The organism is Agromyces neolithicus (assembly GCF_039529735.1).
Taxonomy (GTDB): domain Bacteria; phylum Actinomycetota; class Actinomycetes; order Actinomycetales; family Microbacteriaceae; genus Agromyces; species Agromyces neolithicus.
Genome location: NZ_BAAANJ010000007.1, coordinates 107,536 through 129,713 on the forward strand (window position 1 = coordinate 107,536; position 22,178 = coordinate 129,713).

The window sequence follows — 22,178 nt, forward strand, 5'->3', positions numbered from 1 at the left end:
ATCAGCGGCGGGCGTGTTCGTCGAGCAGCCGGCGAAGCGTCGCCGCCTCACCGGCGCTGACGGTGCCGACGAATCGCGCGAGCGCCGCGTCGCGGTCGCTCGACCGGTCGAGCACCTCGTGCATGAGCTCTGCGGTGTGCTCTTCACGCGAGAGCAGCGCGTGGTAGCGGTGCGGGCGGGTGTCGCGAGCCCGGCTGACGAATCCCTTGCGTTCGAGCCGCGAGAGCACGGTGAGTACCGTGGTCGTGGCCACCGTCTTGCCCGGCTCGCCGTCGCGCACGGGGAGCGCGTCGCGCAGTTCGTTGGCGGTGAGGGCGGCGACGCTCGACCACAGCACGTCCATCACGGAGCGCTCGAGTTCGCCGAGGTTCGCCATGCCTCAAGAATATCGTCATCGAGAGAACTGTTCTACGCCGTGTAGAAAGGTGTCCTACCCTGTGTAGAGAACGATTCTTCGACGACTGAGGTCGTGAAAGGGGCATCCGTGAACGAATTGCTCGACCCGCTCCTCCTCGCCCGCTGGCAATTCGGGCTCACCACCATCTATCACTTCCTGTTCGTCCCCCTCACGATCGGCCTCGCGTCGACGGCCGCGGTGTTCCAGACCGCCTGGTATCGCACCGGCAAGGCCGAGTACCTGCGGATCACGCGGTTCTTCGGAGGGATCTTCCTCATCAACTTCGCCATGGGCGTCGTGACCGGCATCGTGCAGGAGTTCCAGTTCGGCATGAACTGGTCGGAGTACTCGCGGTACGTCGGCGACGTGTTCGGCGCGCCGCTCGCCCTCGAGGGCCTGCTCGCGTTCTTCTTCGAGGCGACGTTCATCGGCCTCTGGATCTTCGGCTGGGACAAGCTTCCCCGCGGCCTGCATCTCGCGACCATCTGGTGCGTGGCCATCGGGTCGATCGTCTCGGCGTACTTCATCATCGCGGCGAACGCGTTCATGCAGAATCCGGTCGGGTTCCAGATCAACGCCGAGAAGGGCCGTGCCGAACTCGTCGACATCGGCGCCCTGCTCACGAACCCCGTCGCCCTCGCCGCGTTCCCGCATACCATCGCGGCGAGCTTCATGGTCGCGGCCGGCCTTGTCATCAGCGCGGCGGCGTGGCACCTGGCCCGCAACCAGCACCTCGACACGATGCGGCCCGCCCTGAAGTTCGGCCTCTGGGTGATGGTCGGTTCGGGCCTGCTCACCACGATCTTCGGCGACCAGCTGAGTCTCGCCATGGTCGCGACACAGCCGATGAAGATGGCTGCCGCCGAGGCGACGTACGACACCGTCTGCGGTGCGGATGCCTCGTTCTCGATCTTCACGCTCGGAACCCCCGACGGCTCGACCGAGCTGTTCTCGATCCGCGTGCCGTACCTGCTGTCATTCCTCTCGACGCACACCTTCGATGGGTGCGTCGAGGGCATCAACGACCTGCAGGCGCAATACCAGGAGCTCTTCGGGCCGGGCGACTACACGCCGATCATCTGGGTCACGTACTGGTCGTTCCGCTGGATGATCGGCCTCGGCCTGGCGCACGTGCTCGTCGCCGTGGTCGGCCTGTGGCTCACCCGCAGGGGACGGCTTCCGAAGCAGCGCTGGGTGTGGAAGATCGCGATCTGGAGCTTCCCGCTCTCACTCGCCGCCATGATCGTGGGCTGGGTCTTCACCGAGATGGGACGGCAGCCGTGGATCGTGTTCAGCCAGATGTTCACCGAGTCGGCGGTCTCACCGAACGTGACCGGCCTCGAGGTGCTCATCTCGCTGATCGCATTCACGCTCGTCTACGGCGCGCTCGCGGTCGTCGAGATACGCCTCGTGATCAGAGCCATCAAGAAGGGGCCACCCGAGGTCGGCGAGCCCGATCCTGAGACCGGTCGTCACGAACCCGCAGCAACGGTGTACTAGGAGGCAATCAGCATGGATCTCACGGTGCTCTGGTTCTGGATCGTCGCGTTCCTCTTCGTCGGCTACTTCGTGCTCGACGGCTTCGACTTCGGCGTCGGAATGTCGCTGCCCTTCCTCGGCAGGGACGACGTCGACCGGCGCGTGCTCATCAACACGATCGGCCCGGTCTGGGACCTCAACGAGACCTGGGTCATCGTGGCAGGGGCTGCGCTGTTCGCCGCGTTCCCCGAGTGGTACGCGACGCTCTTCTCGGGCTTCTACCTCGCGCTGCTGCTCATCCTGCTCGCGCTCATCGCGCGCGGCGTCTCGTTCGAGTACCGACACCAGCGCCCCGAGTCGCGGTGGAAGCAGTGGTTCGACCGCATGATCATCGTCGGCTCGGCCGTGCCGGCGCTGCTCTGGGGCGTGGCCTTCGCCAACATCGTGCAGGGGGTGCCGCTCGACGCCGACCACAACTACACGGGAACGTTGCTCGACCTGCTGAACCCCTATGCGCTGCTCGGCGGGCTCACCACCCTGCTGCTGTTCTTCACGCACGGCGTCGTGTTCGTCTCGCTGAAGACCGAGGGCGAACTGCGCGAGCGCGCCCGCCGCCTCGCCGCGCGTGCGGGCATCATCACGATCGTGGTGGCCGCTGCGTTCCTCGTCTGGACGGGCCTCGCCTACGGGAGCCTCTGGTTCTGGATCCTCGCGGCCGTCGCCGCGGTCGCCCTCATCGCCGGCTGGCTCGCGAACGCCCGCGGCGCCGAGGGCGTGGCGTTCACGCTCCTCGCGGTCACCGTCGCCGCCGCTGTGTTCGCACTGTTCGCCTCGCTCTTCCCCGACGTGATGCCGGCGTCGAACGACCCCGCGAACAGCCTGACGATCGCCAATGCGTCGAGCTCGACGTACACGCTGACGGTCATGAGCTGGGTGGCGCTCGTGTTCATGCCGCTCGTGCTGGCCTATCAGGGCTGGACGTACTGGGTGTTCCGCAAGCGCGTGACGAGGGCGTCGATCGAGGCGGCAGTGCACTGACGTGAAGCCACTCGATCCGAGGCTCATCCGCCGCTCACGGTCCGCCCGTGCGTTCCTCGTCACAGGCGGCGCGCTCGCCCTCGTGCAGGCTGCCGCGATCATCGCGTTCGCCTGGGCGCTCGCGGCGCTCGTCACGGGATTCATCGACGGCATGCGGATGCCCCAGGCCTTGCCCCTTCTCGCAGTGCTGGTGGTCGCGGCATCCGTTCGCGCCCTTGCAGCGTGGGCATGGGATCTCGTCGGTTCGTCGGGCGCCATGCGCGTGAAGGCCGAACTGCGCGCCGAGTTGCTCACGGCGCTCGAATCGAGGCCAACTGGCGTGCCCGGCTTCTCGACCACGCGCGTCGCAACACTGCTCGGGGCAGGACTCGATGCGCTCGACGCGTATTTCGGAACGTACCTGCCGCAACTCGTGCTCACGGTCATCGCGACGCCTCTGCTGATCGCGACGGTCTGGATCGCAGATCCGCTCTCGGGCCTCGTACTCGTGATCGTGCTGCCGCTGATCCCCGTGTTCATGGCGCTCATCGGCATGGCCACCGAGGCGGTGCAGCGGCGGCAGTGGCAGAGTCTCGCCGCGCTGTCGCACGGGTTTCTCGAAGTCGTCGGCGGGCTGTCGACGCTCGTGGCGTTCGATCGTGCCGAACGGCAGGCGGCTCGCATCCGCGCGGTCACCGACGAGTATCGCGCCCGAACGATGAAGGTGCTGCGCATCACGTTCCTCTCGGGCTTCACGCTCGAGTTCGCCGCGAGCCTCTCGGTCGCGCTCGTCGCCGTATCGATCGGCTTGCGGCTGGTCGGGGGCGACATGACGCTCGTGGCGGGGCTGTTCGTGCTCGTGCTCGCGCCTGAGGTGTTCCTGCCCCTGCGCAACGTCGGCGCGGCCTTCCACTCGTCGGCGGCCGGCGTCGCGGCATCGAGCGACGCCTTCGACCTGCTCGCCGCGGCGCGTGATGCTCGTGGCGGTCGAGCCGTCGACGTGCGCGAGTCGCCGTCTGCCGCGGCATCCGCCGAAGGCCTCGTCGTGGCGGGGCTCGTCATCGAGGGGCTGACGGTTCGCCGGGGCGACCGAATCGTGCTCGACCGGTTCGACCTCGAGGCGCGGACCGGCGAGGTCGTCGCGATCACCGGCGTGAGCGGCTCGGGCAAGTCGAGCCTGTTCGCGGCCCTGCTCGGCTTCGCCGACTCCACGGGCAGGGCGACCCTCGACGGCCGCCGCGTCGAACCCGGCGATCGGTCGAAGATCGCGTGGGCCGGGCAAGTGCCGTCGCTCCTCGCCGGCACGGTCGCCGAGAATGTGCGGCTGGGTGACGACAGCGCCGACCCCGCAGTGCTGGCGCGCGCCCTCGACCTCGCCGGCGTCGAACTCGACGCAGAGCGAGTGCTCGGGCCGGCGGGCGCCGGACTCTCGGGCGGTCAGGCGCAGCGGGTGGCCACCGCGCGGGCCATCCATCGCCTGCTCGCCCGCGACGGCCGCCTGCTGCTGCTCGACGAGCCGGCATCGGCGCAGGACCCGCGCCGAGAGGCGCGGCTCGCGCGCGGCCTGCGTGAACTCGCCGACGACGGACGCATCGTGCTCGTGATCACCCACCGCACCGGGCTCGTCGACCTCGCCGACCACAGCATCGACCTGGCGGTGACGCATGTCTGATCGAACGACCGAGACGCTGCGCCGTGCTGTGCCGCGCTTCTCACGGCTATTGCCGTCGGTGCTGTTCGGCATCGCATCCGCGGGGTCGAGCATCGCACTGCTCGCCGCCTCGGCCTGGCTCATCGCGCGGGCCGCCGAACAGCCCCCGGTGCTGTACCTCTCGCTCGGCATCGTGGGGGTGCGGGCGTTCGCCCTCGGGCGGGCGGTATTCCGCTACCTCGAGCGACTGACCGGCCACGATGCCTCATTCCGTCAGCTCGCGACGATTCGCGCCGGGGTCTTCGAACGCCTGCTGCCGATCGCGCCTGACGGACTCGCCGCGAGCCGCCGAGGCGACCTGCTGGCGCGGTTCGTCGACGACGTCGACGAGCTGCAGAACGTGCCGCTGCGCGTCGTGCAACCCGTCGTGAGCGCCGCGATCGTGCTCGTGCTCGCCGTGGTCGGAGTCGCGCTGATCGCGCCCGAGTCGGCGTGGGCGGTGCTCGTGTGCCTCGTCGTCGGCATCGGGGCGACCCTGCTCGTACAGCACCGATCGGCGAGACGCGCCGAGCGTACGCTCGCGCCGCTTCGAGGTGAGCTGCAGGCTGCGGTCGTCGAGCATGCGCAGTCGCTCGACGTGCTCGTCGCCTTCGACGCCGCAGAGGCCGGCCGACGGCGTATCGACGCCATCGGGGCGAGGCTCGCGACGGCGACGCGCGCACGGGCTGTGGCCACCGGCGCCGCCTCCGCCGCGATGGCGGCCGTCGGCGGGTTCGCCGCGGCTGCGAGCCTCGCGGCGGCGGCGCCGCTGCTCGAGGCGGGCCGCATCGACGGACCGACGTTCGCGGTGCTCTGCCTCGTGCCGCTCGCGATCGCCGAAGTCGCCGGGGCGGTGCCGCTCGCCGTGAGCGCACTTCGCCTCGCGCGGGCGAGCGCCCAGCGTGTCGCGAGTGCGGTGCCCGACGAGGTGCCCGCCGAACTGCCGGTGCCGCCCGCCGATGCGGCGACGCCTCCGTCGCGGCATCCGACGCCCGCGATCGAACTGCGCGGAATCCGCGCGCACTGGCCGGCGATCGGGGGCGAGGCCGGTGCGGCTGACTCGCGACCGGTCGCGCTCGAGGGCGTCGACCTCACGATCGAACCCGGCGAGCGGGTGCTCGTGCGCGGCTCGTCGGGTGCCGGCAAGACCACCCTCGCCCATGTGCTCGTGCGGTTCCTCGACTACGAGGGGTCGTACCGCCTGGGAGGCGTCGAGGCGTCGAGCCTCGAACCCCGCGACATCCGCCGCGTCGTCGGGCTGGTCGAGCAGCGGCCGTGGCTCTTCGATGAAGACGTGCGCCAGAACCTGCTGTTCGCCCGCGACACCGCGACCGACGCAGAACTGCGCGAGGTGCTCGACCGCGTCGGCCTGGCCGAATGGCTCGAGGAACGCGGCGGGCTCGACGCCGCAGTGGGGGAGCGCGGCAACCTCGTATCGGGTGGGCAGGCGCAACGCATCGCCCTCGCGCGAGCGCTGCTCGCCGACTTCCCCGTGCTCGTGCTCGACGAACCGACAGCGAGCGTCGACCCCGCGCGCGCAGGTGCGCTCATCCGCGACATCACCGATGCCGCGGGCAGATCGGGCCGCTCGGTCGTGCTCATCGCGCACGCGGGCGTGGATGAACACCTGGTCGACCGGATCGTCACGCTCGAGGCCGGTCGCGTCGTGCACGGCGAACCCCTATCGTTTGCACCGTTCCTGAGGTAGCCTCACCGGGAACGGCACTGATCGGGGCATCCCCAGACGGTGCCACTGCGATGTCCGACCGCGGATGTCGCGAGCACAGACCTCCAACGAAGGAGCAATTGTGAACCATCGAACCCGAACGACGACGAGGGCCGGTGCCCTGCTCGTCGCCGCCGCCGTGTGCGGAGCAGTCGCCATCGCCGTGCCCGCGCAGGCGGCCGTGGCGACCGACACCTCGGCGCTCCGCGCCGCCGTCACCGTCGAGGGCGTCACACAGCACCTCGCCGAGTTCCAGGCGATCGCCGACGCGAACAACGACAACCGCGCCGCCGGCACGGCGGGACACGACGCCTCCGTCGACTACGTCGAGGGTCTGCTCGATGCAGCCGGGTACCTCACGACGCGACAGGAGTTCTCGTACGAGCGCACCGACTTCGGCGACTCGACGCTGCAGCAGCTCAGCCCGAACGCCGCCGTCTACGTGCTGGGCGTCGACTACTTCCCGATGGACTTCTCGGGCGAGGGCGACACCACTGCGGCCGTCACCGCAGTCGACGTGAACCTCGTCGGCGACCGCGCCTCCACGAGCGGTTGCGAGGCGGCCGACTTCGCCGGCTTCCCGGCGGGTGACATCGCGCTCATCCAGCGCGGCTCGTGCGACTTCGCCGTGAAGGCCGACAACGCCGACGCCGCCGGTGCATCGGGCGTCATCGTGTTCAACCAGGGCAACGACGTTCCCGGAGACGACCGGTTCGGCCTGTTCGGCGGCACGCTCGGCGAGCCGGTGCGCGACATCCCCGTGGTGAGCGCGCCGTTCGCGCTGGGCGAGGAGTGGGCGACCACCCCCGGCCTGCAGATGCGTCTCAACCTCGAGGCCGAGGTCGTGCAGGTCACGACCGAGAACCTGCTCGCGGACACCCCGACCGGTCGCACCGACCGCACGGTCGTCGTCGGCGGACACCTCGACGGCGTCGCCGAAGGCCCCGGCATCAACGACAACGGGTCGGGCACCGCCGCGATCCTCGAGACCGCGCTCGCAATGGCAGAGCTCGAGATCGAGCCCGAGAACCGGGTGCGCTTCGCGTTCTGGAGCGGCGAGGAGGACGGCCTCATCGGCTCGAGCTTCTACGTCTCGCAGCTGACGCCTCGCGAGATCAAGGAAACCGCGCTGAACCTCAACTTCGACATGGTGGGCTCGCTCAACTCGGTGAACTTCGTCTACGACGGCGACGGCGACGCTCTGGGTGTGGCGGGCCCGAACGGATCGGGACTGATCGAGGACGTCTTCGTCGACTTCTTCGACAGCCAGGGCGAGCCGTCGGCGCCGACCGACTTCGACGGCCGCAGCGACTACTTCGGCTTCATCGAGGCGGGCATCCCGGCGGGCGGCCTCTTCACCGGTGCCGAGGGCATCAAGTCCGCGGAACAGGCGGGGATCTTCGGCGGCACCGCCGGCGAACCGTACGACCCCTGCTACCACGCGGCGTGCGACACGTTCGACAACATCAACGACGACACGCTGGGCCTGATGTCCGACGCGATCGCGCACTCCACCCTGACCTTCGCCGAGACGACCTCCGCGGTCAACGGCACGGCCAAGGGTAATGGCAAGGGCGTGCAGTTCGATCCGGCGTTCAAGGGCCACCAGGCACTGCGCTGATCGGTACACGGTGAGCGAGGGGTGGCGCGGGCGACCGCGCCGCCCCTTCGCGTCCTAGGCTGAGAGGATGCCCCGTCGTCGCGTGCGATCCCGCCCGTTGCCGGTGTGGTGCGACCCCGAACTCGTCTTCCGCGCGGCATACCTCGACGCTTCGCACGTCGTCTGGCTCGACGGCGGTGCCGATGCCTCGGCGGGGGTCAGCATCATGGCCGCCGGCCACGGCGGCAGCGAACTCGTGACGGCCGACGCGATCGCCGGCACCGTGACGCGCACGTGTCCGCCCGACGGTGCCGGCCGGACCGCCAGCCGATCAGTGTTCGGGGTGCTCGACGACGTATTGAACGATGCAAGGCTCATGTCGGTACCCCCCGCCGAGCCCGGAACGGGCGACGACCGCGGATTCCTCGGCTGGTACGGCTGGTTCGGGTACGAGCTCGGCGCACACCTCGACGGCGTCGCGACGTCGCAGGCGGAGACGCCCGACGCCGCGCTGATGTTCGTCGACCGTGCGATCGTGTTCGACCATGCGGCGCGGTCGGTGCGGCTCGTCTGGATCGACGACGAGGGCGGGCGAGCCGAGACCGACGCGTGGGCCGCGGAGCTTGCGACGACGATCGAGCGGGCGCACGGGACATCCGCATCGCCGTTCGGTGTGCCGGCGCGCGCGGCCGCCGATCCGCCGCTCGTCCGCTGGCGGCACGGTCCCGTGCAGTACGCCCGGCTCATCGCCGAGTGCCAGGCCGCCATCGTGCGCGGTGACGCCTACCAGCTGTGCCTCACCAACCGCATCGACGTCGACGTGCGGCCCGACCCGGCGTCGACCTACCTTGCCCTTCGCGCCTCGAGCCCGAGCCACCATGGAGGATTCATCCGCTTCGGCGACGTGGCACTGCTGAGTGCATCGCCCGAGCAGTTCCTGCTCGTGCAGCCTGACGGCGTCGTCTCGACGAAGCCCATGAAGGGCACTCGGCCACGCAGTGCCGACCCGGCGACCGACCAAGCGCTGCGCGCCGAACTGCTCGCGAGCGAGAAGGAGCGCGCCGAGAACCTCATGATCGTCGACCTCATGCGCAACGACCTGGGTCGCATCGCCGAACTCGGCAGCGTCAGCGTGCCGAACCTGCTCGAGGTCGAGGAGTACGCGCACGTGCACCAGCTCGTCTCGACGGTGCGCGCCCGCATCGCCCCGCCCGCGACCGCGCTCGACGTCGTGCGTGCGGCCTTCCCCGCAGGTTCGATGACGGGCGCCCCGAAGCACAGCGCGATGTCGATCCTGCACGAGCTCGAACAGGGCCCGCGCGGCATCTACTCGGGGGCGTTCGGGCGCCTGGGCCTCGACGGCAGCGCCGACCTGGCGATGGTCATCCGCTCGATCGTGCTGACACCGGCAGGGGCGAGCATCGGCACGGGTGGGGGCATCACCGCGCTCTCGCACCCCGATGAGGAGATCGAGGAGACCCGGGTGAAGGCGCGGGCGCTGCTCGCGGTGCTCGGGGCGGCATCGCCGCGCGAGGAGTGAGTAGGCTTGATGCTCGAGCGCGCCGCGATGCGGCGTGCCCTGAACCTCGGGCGACCCTCCCACCGACACACGATTGAGAGTCACGTGGCACACGATCACGACCCTGCACCCGCCGAGAACGGCGCGTACGACTTCGCCGAGATCCAGGCGAAGTGGCTTCCCGTGTGGGACGAGCTCGAGCCGTTCCGCGCCGGCCGCGCAGGCGACACCCGGCCCCGCAAGTACATCCTCGACATGTTCTCCTACCCGTCGGGCGACCTGCACATGGGCCATGCCGAGGCGTTCGGCTACGGCGACACCGTGGCGCGGTACTGGCGCCACCAGGGCTTCGACGTGCTGCATCCCGTGGGCTGGGACTCGTTCGGCCTGCCGGCCGAGAACGCGGCGATCAAGCGCGGCGTCGACCCGCGCGGGTGGACGTACGAGAACATCGACCAGCAGAAGCGCGCCTTCCGCCAGTACGCGCCGTCGTTCGACTGGTCGCGTGAACTGCACACGAGCGACCCCGAGTACTACAAGTGGAACCAGTGGCTGTTCCTGAGGCTCTACGAGAAGGGCATCGCCTACCGCAAGGCCGGCCAGGTCAACTGGTGCCCCAACGACCAGACGGTGCTCGCGAACGAACAGGTCATCGACGGCCACTGCGAGCGCTGCGGATTCGTCGTCACGAAGAAGGCCCTCACGCAGTGGTACTTCCGCGTCACCGACTACGCCGACCGCCTGCTCGACGACCTCAACCAGCTCGAGGGCGCCTGGCCGAGCAAGGTGCTGTCGATGCAGCGCAACTGGATCGGCCGCTCGGCCGGCGCCGACGTCGATTTCGAGATCGAGGGCCGTGACGAGCGGGTCAGTGTGTTCACGACTCGCCCCGACACGCTCTACGGGGCGACCTTCATGGTCGTGGCACCCGATGCCGAGCTCGCCGCCGAGCTCGTCGCCGGGGCATCCACCGAAGTTCAGCAGCGCTTCAACGACTACCTCGACTCGGTGCGGGCCGAGAGCGACATCGAGCGTCTCGCGACCGATCGTCCGAAGACCGGTGTGTTCCTCGAGCGATACGCGGTGAACCCGGTCAATGGCGAGCGCCTGCCGATCTGGGCCGCCGACTACGTGCTCGCCGAGTACGGCCACGGCGCGATCATGGCGGTGCCCGCGCACGACCAGCGCGACCTCGACTTCGCCCGGGCGTTCAACCTGCCCGTGCGCGTGGTCGTCGACACGAACGCGCCCGTCACCGGCGTCATCCCGGTGATCCAGCTCGACGAGCAGGGCGACCCGATCATGCCCGACGACGTGCCGCTGCTCGACCCCGCCTCCACGGGCATCGCGCTCGGCGGCGACGGGCGCCTCATCAACTCGGGCCCGCTCGACGGGCTCTCGAAGTCCAACGCGATCCGACGCGTCATCGAGGTGCTCGAGCAGCGTGGGCAGGGGCGCGCGGCCAAGAACTTCAGGCTGCGCGACTGGCTGATCTCGCGACAGCGCTATTGGGGCACGCCGATTCCGATCATCCACTGCGCCGAGTGCGGCGAGGTGCCCGTGCCCGAGAGCGAGCTGCCCGTGCGGCTGCCCGACGCCGCGGGACTCGACCTGAAGCCCAAGGGCTCGAGCCCGCTCGGCGCAGCAGAGGAGTGGGTGAACGTCGCCTGCCCGAACTGCGGCGGCGCGGCGCGGCGCGACTCCGACACCATGGACACGTTCGTCGACAGCTCGTGGTACTACCTGCGCTACCTGAGCCCCAACGACGAAACCCAGGCGTTCGACGTCGCCGAGGCCGAGAAATGGCTGCCCGTCGACCAGTACGTGGGCGGCGTCGAGCACGCCATTCTGCACCTGCTGTACTCGCGCTTCATCACCAAGGTGCTCTTCGACCTCGGATACGTGAGCTTCACCGAACCGTTCACCTCGCTGCTCAACCAGGGCATGGTCATCATGGACGGCGCGAAGATGTCGAAATCGAAGGGCAACCTCGTCGAGTTCGCGAGCGAACTGTCTGCGCACGGCGCCGATGCGCTGCGGGTGACCTTCGCGTTCGCGGGTCCGCCCGAAGACGACATCGATTGGGTGGATGTCTCGCCGGTGGGTGCTGCGAAGTTCCTCGCCCGCGCGTGGCGAATCTCGGGCGAGGTGACCTCGTCGCCCGAGATCGAGTGGAAGACGGGCGATGCCGCGCTGCGGCGCATCACGCACCGACTGCTGGCCGACGCGCCGGGTCTCGTCGAGGCGTTCAAGTTCAACGTCGTCGTCGCCCGCCTCATGGAACTCGTCAATGCGACGCGCAAGACGATCGATTCGGGCGCCGGCGCGGGCGATGCGGCTGTGCGCGAAGCCGCAGAGGTCACGGCCATGGTCCTCGACCTGTTCGCGCCGTACACCGCCGAAGACATGTGGCAACGACTCGGCTACGAGCCGAGCATCGCGCTCGTCACGTGGCGCAAGGCCGACCCCGCGCTCCTCGTCGAGGAGTCGGTCACGGCCATCGTGCAGGTCGACGGCAAGGTGCGCGAGCGGCTCGAGGTCTCGCCGAAGATCTCGCCCGACGAGCTCGAGTCGCTGGCCCGGGCGTCAGAAGCCGTGTCGCGGTCGGTCGGCGAACGCGAGATCGTGAACGTCATCGTTCGCGCGCCCCGTCTGGTGAACATCGCCACCCGCAGATGAGCGGGTCGTCGGGGCCACTCGTCCTCGACAGAGGCCGCACCGGGGTGAACGATCGACAGGTCGGGTGACCCGACACCTCGGTGATCGTTGCCGCGCCTAGCGTGCGGGTATGCCCGCAGCCCCCGGCCCCGATCCGCTGGGGGCACTCGACCCAGGCTCCAGACGAGCGTCGCCGCGACTCCGCGTCACGGTCGGAGCGGCGGTGGCGCTGTTCATCGGCGCCGTCGCCGTCGCCGCCGTGCTCTCGTTCACCGCGACGGGCGGCGGCGCGCAGGGCACGATCGGCGGGGCGGTCACCGGTGAGGTCGGTGGCGCAGCAGGCGCCGAGGGCGAAGCGGTCGAAGGCGCGGTCTCCGGCGCGCCGGTACTCGTCCACGTGCTCGGCGCGGTGTCTCGACCGGGGCTCGTCGAGCTCGAGGCCGGGGCGCGTGTGGTCGACGCCGTGGCCGCGGCCGGCGGGCTCACGCCCGAGGCCGACCCCGCCGGGGTGAACCTCGCACGACCGGTGGTCGACGGCGAGCAGCTGGTCGTTCCCGTGGTCGGCGCCGTTCCACCACCGGGGGCGACCGCCGCCGACGGTTCGAACACGGGCACCGTCGCCGACGGGCTCGTGCACCTCAATACGGCTGATGTCGCCGAGTTCGACACGCTGCCACGCATCGGGCCCGCACTCGCGCAGCGAATCATCGACTGGCGTGAGGCGAACGGCCCCTTCACCAGCGCCGAACAGCTGCTCGACGTCGCGGGCATCGGCGACGCGGTGTTCGCAGGGCTCGCCGACAAGGTGGCACCGTGATGCCCGACCTGCGGCTCGCCATCCCGGCGGTCGCGGCCTGGGCGGGCGCCTGGCTCGTCGTCGCGGCACCCGATGCCGGCATCGCGACATGGCCGGCGGTCATGGGCGTCTGGGCATCTGCGTTGGCGGTGCTCGTGATGCTCGTCGTGCTGCGGGTGCGTGCGGCGCACGTCGCGATGCGGTGGTGTGCGGCCGTGCTGGTCGCACTCGCGGCGACCGGGGTGGTGGCGACATCAGCCGGTGCTGCGCTCGACGCGCGCGACCGGTCACCCCTCGCCGAAGCGGCGTCGAGCGGTTCCACGGTGAGCGTGGTCGTCGAACTCACGGGTGCCCCGCAGGCGATGTCGGTGCCCTGGTTCGACGGGAGCGACGCGGGCGCGGCCGACCTGCCGCAACGGGTCGAGGGAAGAGTCATCGCAGTCGACGGGGCCCGGGTCGGCGCGGTCCCCATCACCGTGACCGTCGATCTCGCACCTTCGCGGCTGCAGCTGGGCACGACGTTGTCGTTCGAGGCGAACGCCGCAAGGCTGCCCGCGGCCGAGGCGTCGGCATTCCGGCTGCGCGTCGCAGACGACGTCCACGATGCCGCGCCGCCGTTCTGGCTCGCGTGGAGCGGGGCCCTGCGTGCGGGTTTCGGCGACGCCGCGGCATCCCTCGGCGGCGACGGAGGAGCGCTCGTGCCCGGGCTCGCGATCGGCGACACGAGCGCCGTCGGGGCCCCGCTCGACGACGCCATGAAGGCGAGCTCGCTCAGCCACCTGACCGCCGTCTCAGGCGCCAATTGTGCGATCGTCACCGCCGCAGCGTTCGCCCTCGCAGCGGCCGCCGGCCTCGGGCGCGGCACACGCGTCGGAGTGGCGCTTGTGGCACTCGTCGGGTTCATCGTGCTGGTGACGCCCGAGTCCAGCGTGGTGCGGGCGGGCGCGATGGCGGTCGTCGTGCTCATCGCGCTCGCGTCGGGTCGACCTCACGGGGGTGTCTCCGCGCTCGCGGTCGCGGTGATCGCCCTGCTCTGCGTCGACCCGTGGTACGCGCGCGACTACGGCTTCGCGCTCTCGGTCTGCGCCACCGCCGGACTGCTGCTGCTGGCCGGACCGTTGGCGAAGGCCATGGCGCGGGTGATGCCCACGCCGCTCGCGATCGTTCTGGGAGTACCGCTCGCGGCTCAGCTCGCCTGCCAGCCGGTGCTCATCCTGCTCGACCCGGCCCTCTCGCTCTACGGCGTCCCCGCGAACCTGCTCGCTGCCCCCGCCGCGCCGGTCGGCACGATCGCGGGCCTGGTCGGCTGCCTGCTGCTGCCCCTGCTGCCGTCGGTCGGCTTCGCGTTCCTCCAGATCGCATGGGTGCCCGCGAGCTGGATCGCGCTCGTCGCGCACGCCGCAGCCGCCCTGCCGTTCGGGCGGCTGCCCTGGATTCCAGATGCCGCGGGCGCGGCGCTGCTCGTCGCGTGCACCGCGCTCGCGCTCTGGCTGGTGCTCGATCGCACGCCGAGGCCGCGGATTCGTGCCGCCGCGATCGCGGTGCTGCTGATCGCCGTCGCCCTTCCGGTCGGCATCAGCCTCGGCGCCCCGACGCTCGGCAGGGCGCTGCGACCCGGGTCGTGGACGATCGCGGCATGCGACATCGGCCAGGGCGACGCGGTGCTGCTCCGCTCGGGCGGTGCCACGGCGCTCATCGACACCGGGCCGGATCCGGCGGCGCTGCGCCGGTGCCTCGACTTTCTGGCGGTCGACCACATCGACCTGCTCGTGCTCACGCACTGGGACGCCGACCACGCGGGCGGCACATCCGCGGTCGTCGGCCGCGTCGACACGGTGGTCCACGGTCCGCTCGACGACGAGCGATCGAGCCGCGCACGCGACCCTCTCGTCGCCGGCGGAGCACGCGCCGTCGAGGTGACCGCAGGAGATCGAGGGCTGCTGGGTGATGCGCGGTGGCGGGTGCTCTGGCCGAAGCCGGGCGCCCCGCCCGGCAACGACGCCAGTGTCGTGCTCGACGTCGAGACGCCCGACTACCGCGGCATCTTCCTCGGCGACCTCGGCGAAGGGGCCCAGCGGCGCCTCCTCGCGGCGGCGCCCATCGGTGCCGTGGATGTCGTCAAGGTCGCCCATCACGGGTCGGCCGACCAGAGCGAAGAGCTCTATGCGCAACTGCAGGCTCCGGTGGGCATCATCGGGGTGGGCGCAGAGAACGGGTACGGGCATCCGACCGACCGCCTGCTCGACCTGCTCGCGCGCACCGGAACCGCCGCGGTGCGAACCGATCGAACGGGCACAGCGCTGCTCACGGCCGCCGACGACGGGTTCACGCTCTGGACCGAGCGCGCCGACGATCGCGTCGGTGCCCGACCCTAGACTTGACGCAGACAGGAGGCACGGATGGCAGCACGCACAGCACAGGCTTCGGCGCGGTCGAAGACGGCGATCCCGCAGTTGGCGTGGAACGCGGTGCGGCCGGCCCCCATCGTGCTCGTCACCGGTGCCGAAGACGTGCTGGCCGAGCGTGCCATCACGATGCTGCGCGATTTCCTCCGCGCCGAAGACCCCTCGCTCGAGGTGAGCGATCTCGAGGCCGACGGCTACCGGCGCGGCGAGCTCATGACGCTCGCGAGCCCGTCGCTGTTCGGCGAGCCGCGGCTCATCCGGGTGAGCGCCGTCGAGAAGTCGAGCGATGACTTCCTGCTCGACGCGCTCGACTACCTCGAGCAGACCGCCGAGGCCACCACCCTCGTGCTGCGCCATCGTGGCGGGCAGCGGGGCAAGAAGCTGCTCGACGCGATCCGCGCGGGCACCGGTGGCGGCATTGAGATCGTCTGCGCCGAACTCAAGCGCGATTCCGACAAGCAAGACTTCGCGGTCGCCGAGTTCCGTGCCGCGGGCCGCAAGATCAGCCCGGGCGCGCTGCGTGCGCTGGTCGCGGCGTTCAGCGACGACCTGCGCGAACTCTCGGCGGCGTGCCGGCAGCTCATCGCCGACAGCCCCGGCGACATCTCCGAGGCCGTCGTTGCGAAGTACTACGGCGGGCAGGTCGAGACCAACGCGTTCGCCGTCGCCGACGCGGCGATCGCCGGCCGATACGGCGAGGCGCTCATCGCCCTGCGGCACGCCCTCGACAGCGGCGCCGACCCGGTGCCGATGGTCGCGGCATTCGCCATGAAGGTGCGCACGATGGCCAAGGTGTCGGGTGCGCGCGGCGGAGGGCCGCAGGTCGCGTCGTCGCTCGGTCTCGCACCGTGGCAGGTCGACCGCGCTCGGCGCGATCTCGCAGGCTGGACCGACGCCGGTCTCGGCGTTGCGATCGAGGCGCTCGCTGCGGCCGATGCGGCGGTCAAGGGCGCCGAGCGCGATCCGGTGTTCGCGCTCGAGCGGCTCATCGGCGTCATCGCGGCTCGCGGCCGCGCGTAGGGGCGGCTCGGCACTGCCCCGAGCCGCGGTTGCCGCTGTCGAGTGTGCGCATCGCGCCCTCTCGGGGGCGCGGAGTGCACTCTGGGCGAAGGGACGGGGGGCCGCGGAGAAGTCGGGATTCGAGCGGGCAGGTGCCCAACGCCGGGCGCCGAGTGCACTCTCGGCGCATACGGACGGGCCGCCCGCACCGACGACGACGGCCCCGCACCGAAGTGCGGGGCCGTCGAGCTGGTTCAGGCTGGCGTCAGAGCGCTGCGGCCTGCTTCGCGATGGCCGACTTGCGGTTCGCGGCCTGGTTCTGGTGGATGACACCCTTCGACACGGCCTTGTCGAGCTTGCGCGACGCGACGCGCACCGCCTCGGTCGCCTTCTGCTTGTCACCGGCGGCGATGGCCTCGCGCGCGGCGCGGACGACCGTCTTGAGCTGGCTCTTCACGGCCTTGTTGCGCTCTTCGGCCTTGCGGTTGGTGCGGATGCGCTTGATCTGCGACTTGATGTTTGCCACGTGGTTCGTCTTTCGTTTCGTGTGGGGTACCGGATGTGCCGTCGCGGGGTAGAGGGGCCCGCGCCCGGCGATCGTGCGGGGTGGGACCCACACGTAAGCCAACAGGCAACGATACCAGCTACGTCGCGGCGGTGCCAAAGCGTGCGCGGCGACGTGCCGCCCAGCGGCGGTCGAGTTCGGCGACCGCGCCGACGACGACCGCGGTGAAGTGGTCGGGGCGGGTGAGGCTGACGAGGTGCGTCGCCCCGGGGATGATGACGAGCCGGCCATCGCGGGTCGCCTTCAGGAGCCGCCGCTCTTCGGTGCGGAAGTGATCGAACTGCCCGTTGACGAACCAGACCGGAATGTCGAGCGACGCGAGCGAGGCTTCGGGTTCGAACTGCTCGACCGCTCGCAGTACCGGGCCCATCACGTCGAGCGCGACTCCGCCGGCCAGCACGTCGTCGACGGCATCGGCAGAGAGGAACAGACGCGCCACAGCGTCGTTCATGCCGCGCCCCTTGTCGGGGAGGCGCCCGATGAGTGCGGCCAGCTGCTGGTACGCCGTGAGTCCGATTCCGCGCGGCCGGGTGCCGCACGATGCCGCCACGAGGCCGTCGACGCGATTCGGATGCCTCGCCGCGAACTCGATCGCGAGGTAGCCGCCGAGGCTCAGCCCGACGAGCAGCCGCGGCACCGCAGGAGTCGACCTGCCACCGGGTGCCACCGCTCCGGGCTCGGGGTCGTCGGGATTCAGCGCCCGATCGATCTCGTGCATCGCTGCCTCGACCGTGAACGGCTCGCCCAGGTGTACGCCGTGCCCGGGCAGGTCGATCGCGACCACGTCGATGTCGTGCCGGGCGAGACCGGTCACCTGCCTGCGCCACATCGTCGCCGAGGTGCGCAGGCCGTGCACGAGGACGACGCGGGCGCGGAGCATGCGTCAACCCGCCCTGATCGCGCCCAGTTCGCGGGCCCTCGCGACCGCGGCAGTGCGCGAACCGACGCCGAGCTTGGTGAAGATGTGCACGAGATGCGACTTGACCGTCGCCTCGCTGAGGAACAGCGCACGCCCGATGTCGCGGTTGGTGCGGCCCTCGGCGACGAGCGAGAGCACTTCGGCCTCGCGGGCGGTGAGGCGTTCGTTCGAGGTGCGCGAGGCATCGAGCCGCGACGAGACGCCCGGCGCAAGCGCCGACTCACCGATGGCCGAGGCGCGCACGGCGGCGATGAGGTCGGCCGGCGGGGCATCCTTGAGCAGGTATCCGCTCGCGCCGGCTTCGATCGCGCCGAGGATGTCGGCGTCGGTGTCGTAGTTGGTGAGCACGAGCACGCGCGGCGCGCCGGGCTGTGAGCGGATGCGCCGGGTCGCCTCGGCGCCCTGTAGTGCCCCGGGGAACTGAAGGTCCATGAGCACGAGGTCGACATCGGCGGTCAGTGCGAGGCGAACGGCGTCTTCGGCGGTGGCGGCCTCGGCGACGACTTCGAGGTCGGACTCGCTCTCGAGCAGGGCTCGGATGCCGGCGCGCACGACCGGGTGGTCGTCGGTGAGGAGCAGCCGGATCACGGCGCCACCACCGGAATGCGCACCGATAGCGCCGTGCCCTCGCCCGGCGCGGTCTCGAGCTCGAGCGTGCCGCCGAGTTGCTCAGCCCGCCGCCGGATCGCCCGGAGCCCGAAGTCGCCGAACCCGGTGTCGACTGCGGCGCGCGCCGCGGTGCCCGCGGGATCGAACCCGACCCCGTCGTCGACGACGTCGAGGGCGACCTCGTCGCCCAGATAGCTGAGTGTCAGCGACGCCACGGTCGCGTCGGCGTGCTGCAGCACGTTCGCGAGCGCCCCCTGGGCGATGCGCAGCAACGCGGCGTCGGTGGCCATCGGCAGCATGACGGCGTCGCCGCTGACCACGAAGTCGACCCGCACGGGCGACGCGGCCTGCTCAGCCTGCGTGGTCGTGGCGCGCGCGAGGCGGCTGAGGGCTGCGGGCAGCGTCTGCGCGTCGAGCGCCGGGGGAGTGAGCTCGCGGATGAACCGCCGCGTTTCGCTCAGGTTCTCGGCGGCGGTCTCGCGCGCGAGCCGGAGCTTCTCGCGCACCTGATCGTCGGTCACGTCGCGCTCGGCCGCGTGCAGCAGCATCTGGATGCTCGAGAGACCCTGGGCCACCGTGTCGTGGATCTCGCGGGCGAGGCGCTCGCGTTCGGCTCGGGTGCCGGCTTCACGGCTGGCCGTCGCCAGCTCTTCGCGTGTAGCGACGAGGTCGAGGATGAGCGACTGGCGTTCGTGGGTCTCCTGCGACATCGCACGGTAGCCGAGGCCGATGACGATCGCCACGCCCGCGCTGATCAGCGGCCCCAGAATGGCGCCGACCTCGAGCCCGAGGTGCGTCGCAGTGCCCCACACCGAGAGCCCGAACGTGACGACGACGAGCGGCACCGCGATAGGGGCGGCGAGCACCTGCAGTTCGAGGAAGAACAGGGGGAACGCGAGGAACGCGGCATCGGGGGTGAGGGCCGACAGGCCGACCCACAGCCCGAGCAGCACGACGAGCCACACCACGCGCGCCCACGTGGGAAGGTGCCGGCGGGCCGCCGCAATGCCGGCGCCGTAACAGGCGAGGAACGCGACGGCAAGCACGGTGATCGCCACCTCGGCAGGGTCGTCGGCGAGCAGCGCACGAACGACCACGAAGAGCGTGAGCCCGACGACGAGCAGGTGCAGCCCGAGCCGCAGCGCCGTGAACACGGGGCGCAGGGCAGATGCGGCGATGCGCTCGTCGAAGGGCTCGATGACGGTCATGATGCCTCCGAGCGTAGCCGGGGCGCTTCGCGCGAGGCATCCGTCGAAAGTCGGAACGCAACTCATGGGAGAATCGTCAGGATGTCCCCACGAGCCGTAAACCCGCCGGTGCCCGCCGCCACCGACCCCGCGCTGATCCGCAACTTCTGCATCATCGCGCACATCGACCACGGCAAGTCGACCCTCGCCGACCGCATGCTCGGCATCACGGGCGTGGTGAGTGACCGCGACATGCGGGCGCAGTACCTCGACCGCATGGACATCGAACGTGAGCGCGGCATCACCATCAAGAGCCAGGCCGTACGCATGCCGTGGCAGCTCGGCGACACCTCGTACGCGCTCAACATGATCGACACCCCGGGGCACGTCGACTTCAGCTACGAGGTCTCGCGGTCGCTCGCGGCGTGCGAGGGAGCGATCCTGCTCGTCGACGCGGCGCAGGGCATCGAGGCGCAGACGCTCGCGAACCTCTACCTCGCACTCGAGAACGACCTCGAGATCATTCCGGTGCTGAACAAGATCGACCTGCCTGCGGCCGAGCCCGAGAAATACGCGCGCGAGCTCGCCGACCTCATCGGCGGCTCGCCCGACGACGTGCTGAAGGTCTCGGGAAAGACCGGCGTCGGCGTCGAAGAACTGCTCGATCGGGTCGTCGAGCGCATCCCGGCACCCGTCGGCAACGCCGATGCCCCGCCGCGTGCCATGATCTTCGACTCGGTGTACGACAGTTATCGCGGCGTCGTCACCTACGTGCGAATGATCGACGGAAAGCTGAATCCTCGCGAGCGCATTCAGATGATGTCGACGAAGGCGACGCACGAGATCCTCGAGATCGGCGTCAGTGCGCCCGAGCCCCAACCCACGAAGGGGCTGGGCGTCGGCGAGGTCGGCTACCTCATCACCGGTGTGAAAGACGTGCGCCAGTCGAAGGTCGGCGACACCGTGACGACTGCGGCGAAGTCGGCGACCGAGCCGCTCGCCGGCTATACCGAGCCGCTGCCGATGGTGTTCTCGGGCCTCTACCCGATCGACGGCAGCGACTATCCCGAGCTTCGCGAGGCGCTCGACAAGCTGAAGCTCTCCGACGCCGCGCTCGTGTACGAGCCCGAGACCTCGGTCGCCCTCGGCTTCGGGTTCCGCGCCGGATTCCTCGGCCTCCTGCACCTCGAGATCGTCACCGAGCGCCTGCGCCGTGAGTTCGGGCTCGACATCATCAACACCGCACCGTCGGTGGTCTATGAGGTCACGACCGAAGACAAGAAGACCGTCACGGTCACCAACCCGAGCGAGTTCCCGACCGGGGCGAAGATCGCCGAGGTGCGCGAGCCCATGGTGCGCGCAGCGATCCTCGCGCCGAAAGACTACGTGGGCACGATCATGGAACTCTGCCAGTCGCGGCGCGGCACGCTGCTCGGCATGGAGTACCTCGGTGAAGACCGCGTCGAGATCCGCTACAACATGCCCCTCGGCGAGATCGTGTTCGATTTCTTCGACCAGCTGAAGTCGAAGACCGCCGGATACGCGAGCCTCGACTACGAGCCGACGGGCGATCAGGCCGCCGATCTCGTGAAGGTCGACATCCTGCTGCAGGGCGAGCAGGTCGACGCCTTCAGCGCGATCGTGCATCGCGAGAAGGCCTATGCGTACGGCGTGCTCATGACCGGGCGTCTTCGCGAGCTCATCCCGCGCCAGCAGTTCGAGGTGCCCATCCAGGCCGCCATCGGTGCGCGCATCATCGCTCGCGAGTCGATCCGCGCGATGCGCAAGGATGTGCTCGCCAAGTGCTACGGCGGTGACATCAGCCGAAAGCGCAAGCTGCTCGAGAAGCAGAAGGAGGGCAAGAAGCGCATGAAGATGGTGGGCCGCGTCGAGGTGCCCCAAGAGGCGTTCATCGCGGCGCTCTCGGGCGACACCGAGGGCAAGGAAGCGAAGAAGAAGTAGGTTCGGATGACCCGACGAAGCACATTCACCGACCAGTCGGTCACCTACGGGGCGATCGGCGCGACGCTCGACCCCGACTTCCTGCGGTACCCGCCCGCGGGCTATCGACCCGCCGAAGACGCGGTGCGTCTGGGCTCGGGCGCCGAGCGCTTCGAGCGCGCAGCCGAGTCGCTCATGACCTGGGGCATCCAGCGCGGCGCGGGCTTCACCGTGCACGACGTCTCTGAGGGCACCGGGGCGCAGTACCCCGGCATCGTCTACGCGCCCGACGGCACACCGCTCACCGAGCAGCCCGAGCCGCGCGCCGAGGTGCGCTACGGCACCGACGGCACACAGTTCATCACCGCGGGTATGACCGCGACCCTGCAGCGCAAGCGTCGGTTCGGCACCGTCAAGACGCCCGTGCTCGTCGTCTATGTGATCGACGAGCCCAAACGCATCGGCTTCGCCTACGGCACGACCGCCGATGGCCCCGAAAGCGGTGAGGAGTCCTTCATTCTGGAACACCGCGACGACGACACGGTCTGGCTCACCATCCGATCGATACTGAGCACTCGGGGCGGCATCGTCGCTCCCGGTCGGCGTCGCAAGCGGCGCGAGCTCACGCGCGTCGAGCTCCGCGCCCTGCACCCTGCGGGCGGCGCGTAGCA

The 22,178-nt window shown here is 70.2% G+C and carries 17 protein-coding genes; 12 read left to right on the forward strand and 5 right to left on the reverse strand.

Annotated features, from left to right (window positions below; all coding sequences use genetic code 11):
• Position 1 precedes the first annotated feature (1 nt).
• Positions 2 to 376 (reverse strand): BlaI/MecI/CopY family transcriptional regulator, encoded by a 375-nt coding sequence (locus ABD164_RS10805; RefSeq protein ID WP_344296032.1) that lies wholly within the window; start codon positions 374 to 376, stop codon positions 2 to 4.
• A 108-nt stretch (positions 377 to 484) separates the two neighbouring features.
• Between ABD164_RS10805 and ABD164_RS10810 the strand changes: the two genes are divergently transcribed.
• The 10 genes from ABD164_RS10810 (at position 485) to holA (ending at position 16,307) form a co-directional block, all read left to right on the forward strand.
• Positions 485 to 1,897, forward strand: a complete 1,413-nt coding sequence (locus ABD164_RS10810; protein ID WP_344296033.1) for a cytochrome ubiquinol oxidase subunit I — start codon at positions 485 to 487, stop codon at positions 1,895 to 1,897.
• Positions 1,898 to 1,909: 12 nt separating this feature from the next.
• Entirely contained in the window at positions 1,910 to 2,914 is a 1,005-nt protein-coding gene (cydB, locus tag ABD164_RS10815; RefSeq protein ID WP_344296035.1) for a cytochrome d ubiquinol oxidase subunit II, read from the forward strand.
• A 1-nt stretch (position 2,915) separates the two neighbouring features.
• On the forward strand, positions 2,916 to 4,565 hold the full coding sequence (gene cydD, locus ABD164_RS10820; RefSeq protein ID WP_344296036.1) for a thiol reductant ABC exporter subunit CydD: 1,650 nt from the start codon (positions 2,916 to 2,918) through the stop codon (positions 4,563 to 4,565).
• The gene (gene cydC, locus ABD164_RS10825) at positions 4,558 to 6,291 is read left to right on the forward strand and encodes a thiol reductant ABC exporter subunit CydC (protein ID WP_344296037.1); all 1,734 of its coding nucleotides are present in this window, start codon (positions 4,558 to 4,560) and stop codon (positions 6,289 to 6,291) included. Before cydD ends, cydC begins: the two co-directional genes overlap by 8 nt.
• A gap of 100 nt (positions 6,292 to 6,391) precedes the next feature.
• Positions 6,392 to 7,930, forward strand: a complete 1,539-nt coding sequence (locus ABD164_RS10830; protein ID WP_344296039.1) for a M20/M25/M40 family metallo-hydrolase — start codon at positions 6,392 to 6,394, stop codon at positions 7,928 to 7,930.
• Between the two features lie 67 nt (positions 7,931 to 7,997).
• Positions 7,998 to 9,449: an aminodeoxychorismate synthase component I gene (pabB, locus tag ABD164_RS10835; protein ID WP_344296041.1), complete on the forward strand. Its 1,452-nt coding sequence runs from the start codon at positions 7,998 to 8,000 to the stop codon at positions 9,447 to 9,449.
• 84 nt (positions 9,450 to 9,533) lie between these two features.
• Positions 9,534 to 12,107, forward strand: coding sequence for a leucine--tRNA ligase (leuS, locus tag ABD164_RS10840; RefSeq protein WP_344296043.1), 2,574 nt, complete (start codon positions 9,534 to 9,536; stop codon positions 12,105 to 12,107).
• 109 nt (positions 12,108 to 12,216) lie between these two features.
• Entirely contained in the window at positions 12,217 to 12,903 is a 687-nt protein-coding gene (locus tag ABD164_RS10845) for a ComEA family DNA-binding protein (RefSeq protein WP_344296045.1), read from the forward strand.
• The gene (locus ABD164_RS10850) at positions 12,903 to 15,257 is read left to right on the forward strand and encodes a ComEC/Rec2 family competence protein (RefSeq protein WP_344296046.1); all 2,355 of its coding nucleotides are present in this window, start codon (positions 12,903 to 12,905) and stop codon (positions 15,255 to 15,257) included. The genes ABD164_RS10845 and ABD164_RS10850 overlap by 1 nt, the downstream gene beginning before the upstream one ends.
• Before the next feature lie 24 nt (positions 15,258 to 15,281).
• Positions 15,282 to 16,307: a DNA polymerase III subunit delta gene (holA, locus tag ABD164_RS10855; RefSeq protein WP_344296048.1), complete on the forward strand. Its 1,026-nt coding sequence runs from the start codon at positions 15,282 to 15,284 to the stop codon at positions 16,305 to 16,307.
• 244 nt (positions 16,308 to 16,551) lie between these two features.
• Here the strand turns inward: holA and rpsT are convergent, their stop codons facing one another.
• The 4 genes from rpsT to ABD164_RS10875 all read right to left on the reverse strand — a co-directional run bounded on the left by rpsT (position 16,552) and on the right by ABD164_RS10875 (position 19,587).
• Complete coding sequence (gene rpsT / locus ABD164_RS10860) at positions 16,552 to 16,812, reverse strand: 30S ribosomal protein S20 (RefSeq protein WP_344296050.1); 261 nt, start codon at positions 16,810 to 16,812, stop codon at positions 16,552 to 16,554.
• 118 nt (positions 16,813 to 16,930) lie between these two features.
• On the reverse strand, positions 16,931 to 17,731 hold the full coding sequence (locus tag ABD164_RS10865) for an alpha/beta fold hydrolase (protein WP_344296052.1): 801 nt from the start codon (positions 17,729 to 17,731) through the stop codon (positions 16,931 to 16,933).
• 3 nt (positions 17,732 to 17,734) lie between these two features.
• Positions 17,735 to 18,358, reverse strand: a complete 624-nt coding sequence (locus ABD164_RS10870) for a response regulator (RefSeq protein WP_344296053.1) — start codon at positions 18,356 to 18,358, stop codon at positions 17,735 to 17,737.
• Entirely contained in the window at positions 18,355 to 19,587 is a 1,233-nt protein-coding gene (locus ABD164_RS10875) for a sensor histidine kinase (RefSeq protein ID WP_344296055.1), read from the reverse strand. Before ABD164_RS10875 ends, ABD164_RS10870 begins: the two co-directional genes overlap by 4 nt.
• Positions 19,588 to 19,668: 81 nt before the next feature.
• On the opposite strand from ABD164_RS10875, the gene lepA reads away from it, so the two are divergent.
• Both lepA and ABD164_RS10885 read left to right on the forward strand, forming a co-directional pair.
• Positions 19,669 to 21,528 (forward strand): translation elongation factor 4, encoded by a 1,860-nt coding sequence (gene lepA / locus ABD164_RS10880; RefSeq protein WP_344296057.1) that lies wholly within the window; start codon positions 19,669 to 19,671, stop codon positions 21,526 to 21,528.
• Between the two features lie 6 nt (positions 21,529 to 21,534).
• The gene (locus ABD164_RS10885; RefSeq protein WP_344296059.1) at positions 21,535 to 22,176 is read left to right on the forward strand and encodes a DUF1990 domain-containing protein; all 642 of its coding nucleotides are present in this window, start codon (positions 21,535 to 21,537) and stop codon (positions 22,174 to 22,176) included.
• The last annotated feature ends 2 nt before the right edge of the window (positions 22,177 to 22,178 follow it).

Bases quoted from the DNA above. Each gene is read 5' to 3' on its own strand.
- ABD164_RS10805 (WP_344296032.1), bottom strand. From the start codon at position 376: ATGGCGAACCTCGGCGAACTCGAGCGCTCCGTGATGGACGTGCTGTGG.
- ABD164_RS10885 (WP_344296059.1), top strand. From the start codon at position 21,535: ATGACCCGACGAAGCACATTCACCGACCAGTCGGTCACCTACGGGGCG.
- ABD164_RS10875 (WP_344296055.1), bottom strand. From the start codon at position 19,587: ATGACCGTCATCGAGCCCTTCGACGAGCGCATCGCCGCATCTGCCCTG.
- cydC (WP_344296037.1), top strand. From the start codon at position 4,558: ATGTCTGATCGAACGACCGAGACGCTGCGCCGTGCTGTGCCGCGCTTC.
- cydB (WP_344296035.1), top strand. From the start codon at position 1,910: ATGGATCTCACGGTGCTCTGGTTCTGGATCGTCGCGTTCCTCTTCGTC.
- ABD164_RS10845 (WP_344296045.1), top strand. From the start codon at position 12,217: ATGCCCGCAGCCCCCGGCCCCGATCCGCTGGGGGCACTCGACCCAGGC.
- lepA (WP_344296057.1), top strand. From the start codon at position 19,669: ATGTCCCCACGAGCCGTAAACCCGCCGGTGCCCGCCGCCACCGACCCC.
- pabB (WP_344296041.1), top strand. From the start codon at position 7,998: ATGCCCCGTCGTCGCGTGCGATCCCGCCCGTTGCCGGTGTGGTGCGAC.
- holA (WP_344296048.1), top strand. From the start codon at position 15,282: ATGGCAGCACGCACAGCACAGGCTTCGGCGCGGTCGAAGACGGCGATC.
- ABD164_RS10850 (WP_344296046.1), top strand. From the start codon at position 12,903: ATGCCCGACCTGCGGCTCGCCATCCCGGCGGTCGCGGCCTGGGCGGGC.
- ABD164_RS10865 (WP_344296052.1), bottom strand. From the start codon at position 17,731: ATGCTCCGCGCCCGCGTCGTCCTCGTGCACGGCCTGCGCACCTCGGCG.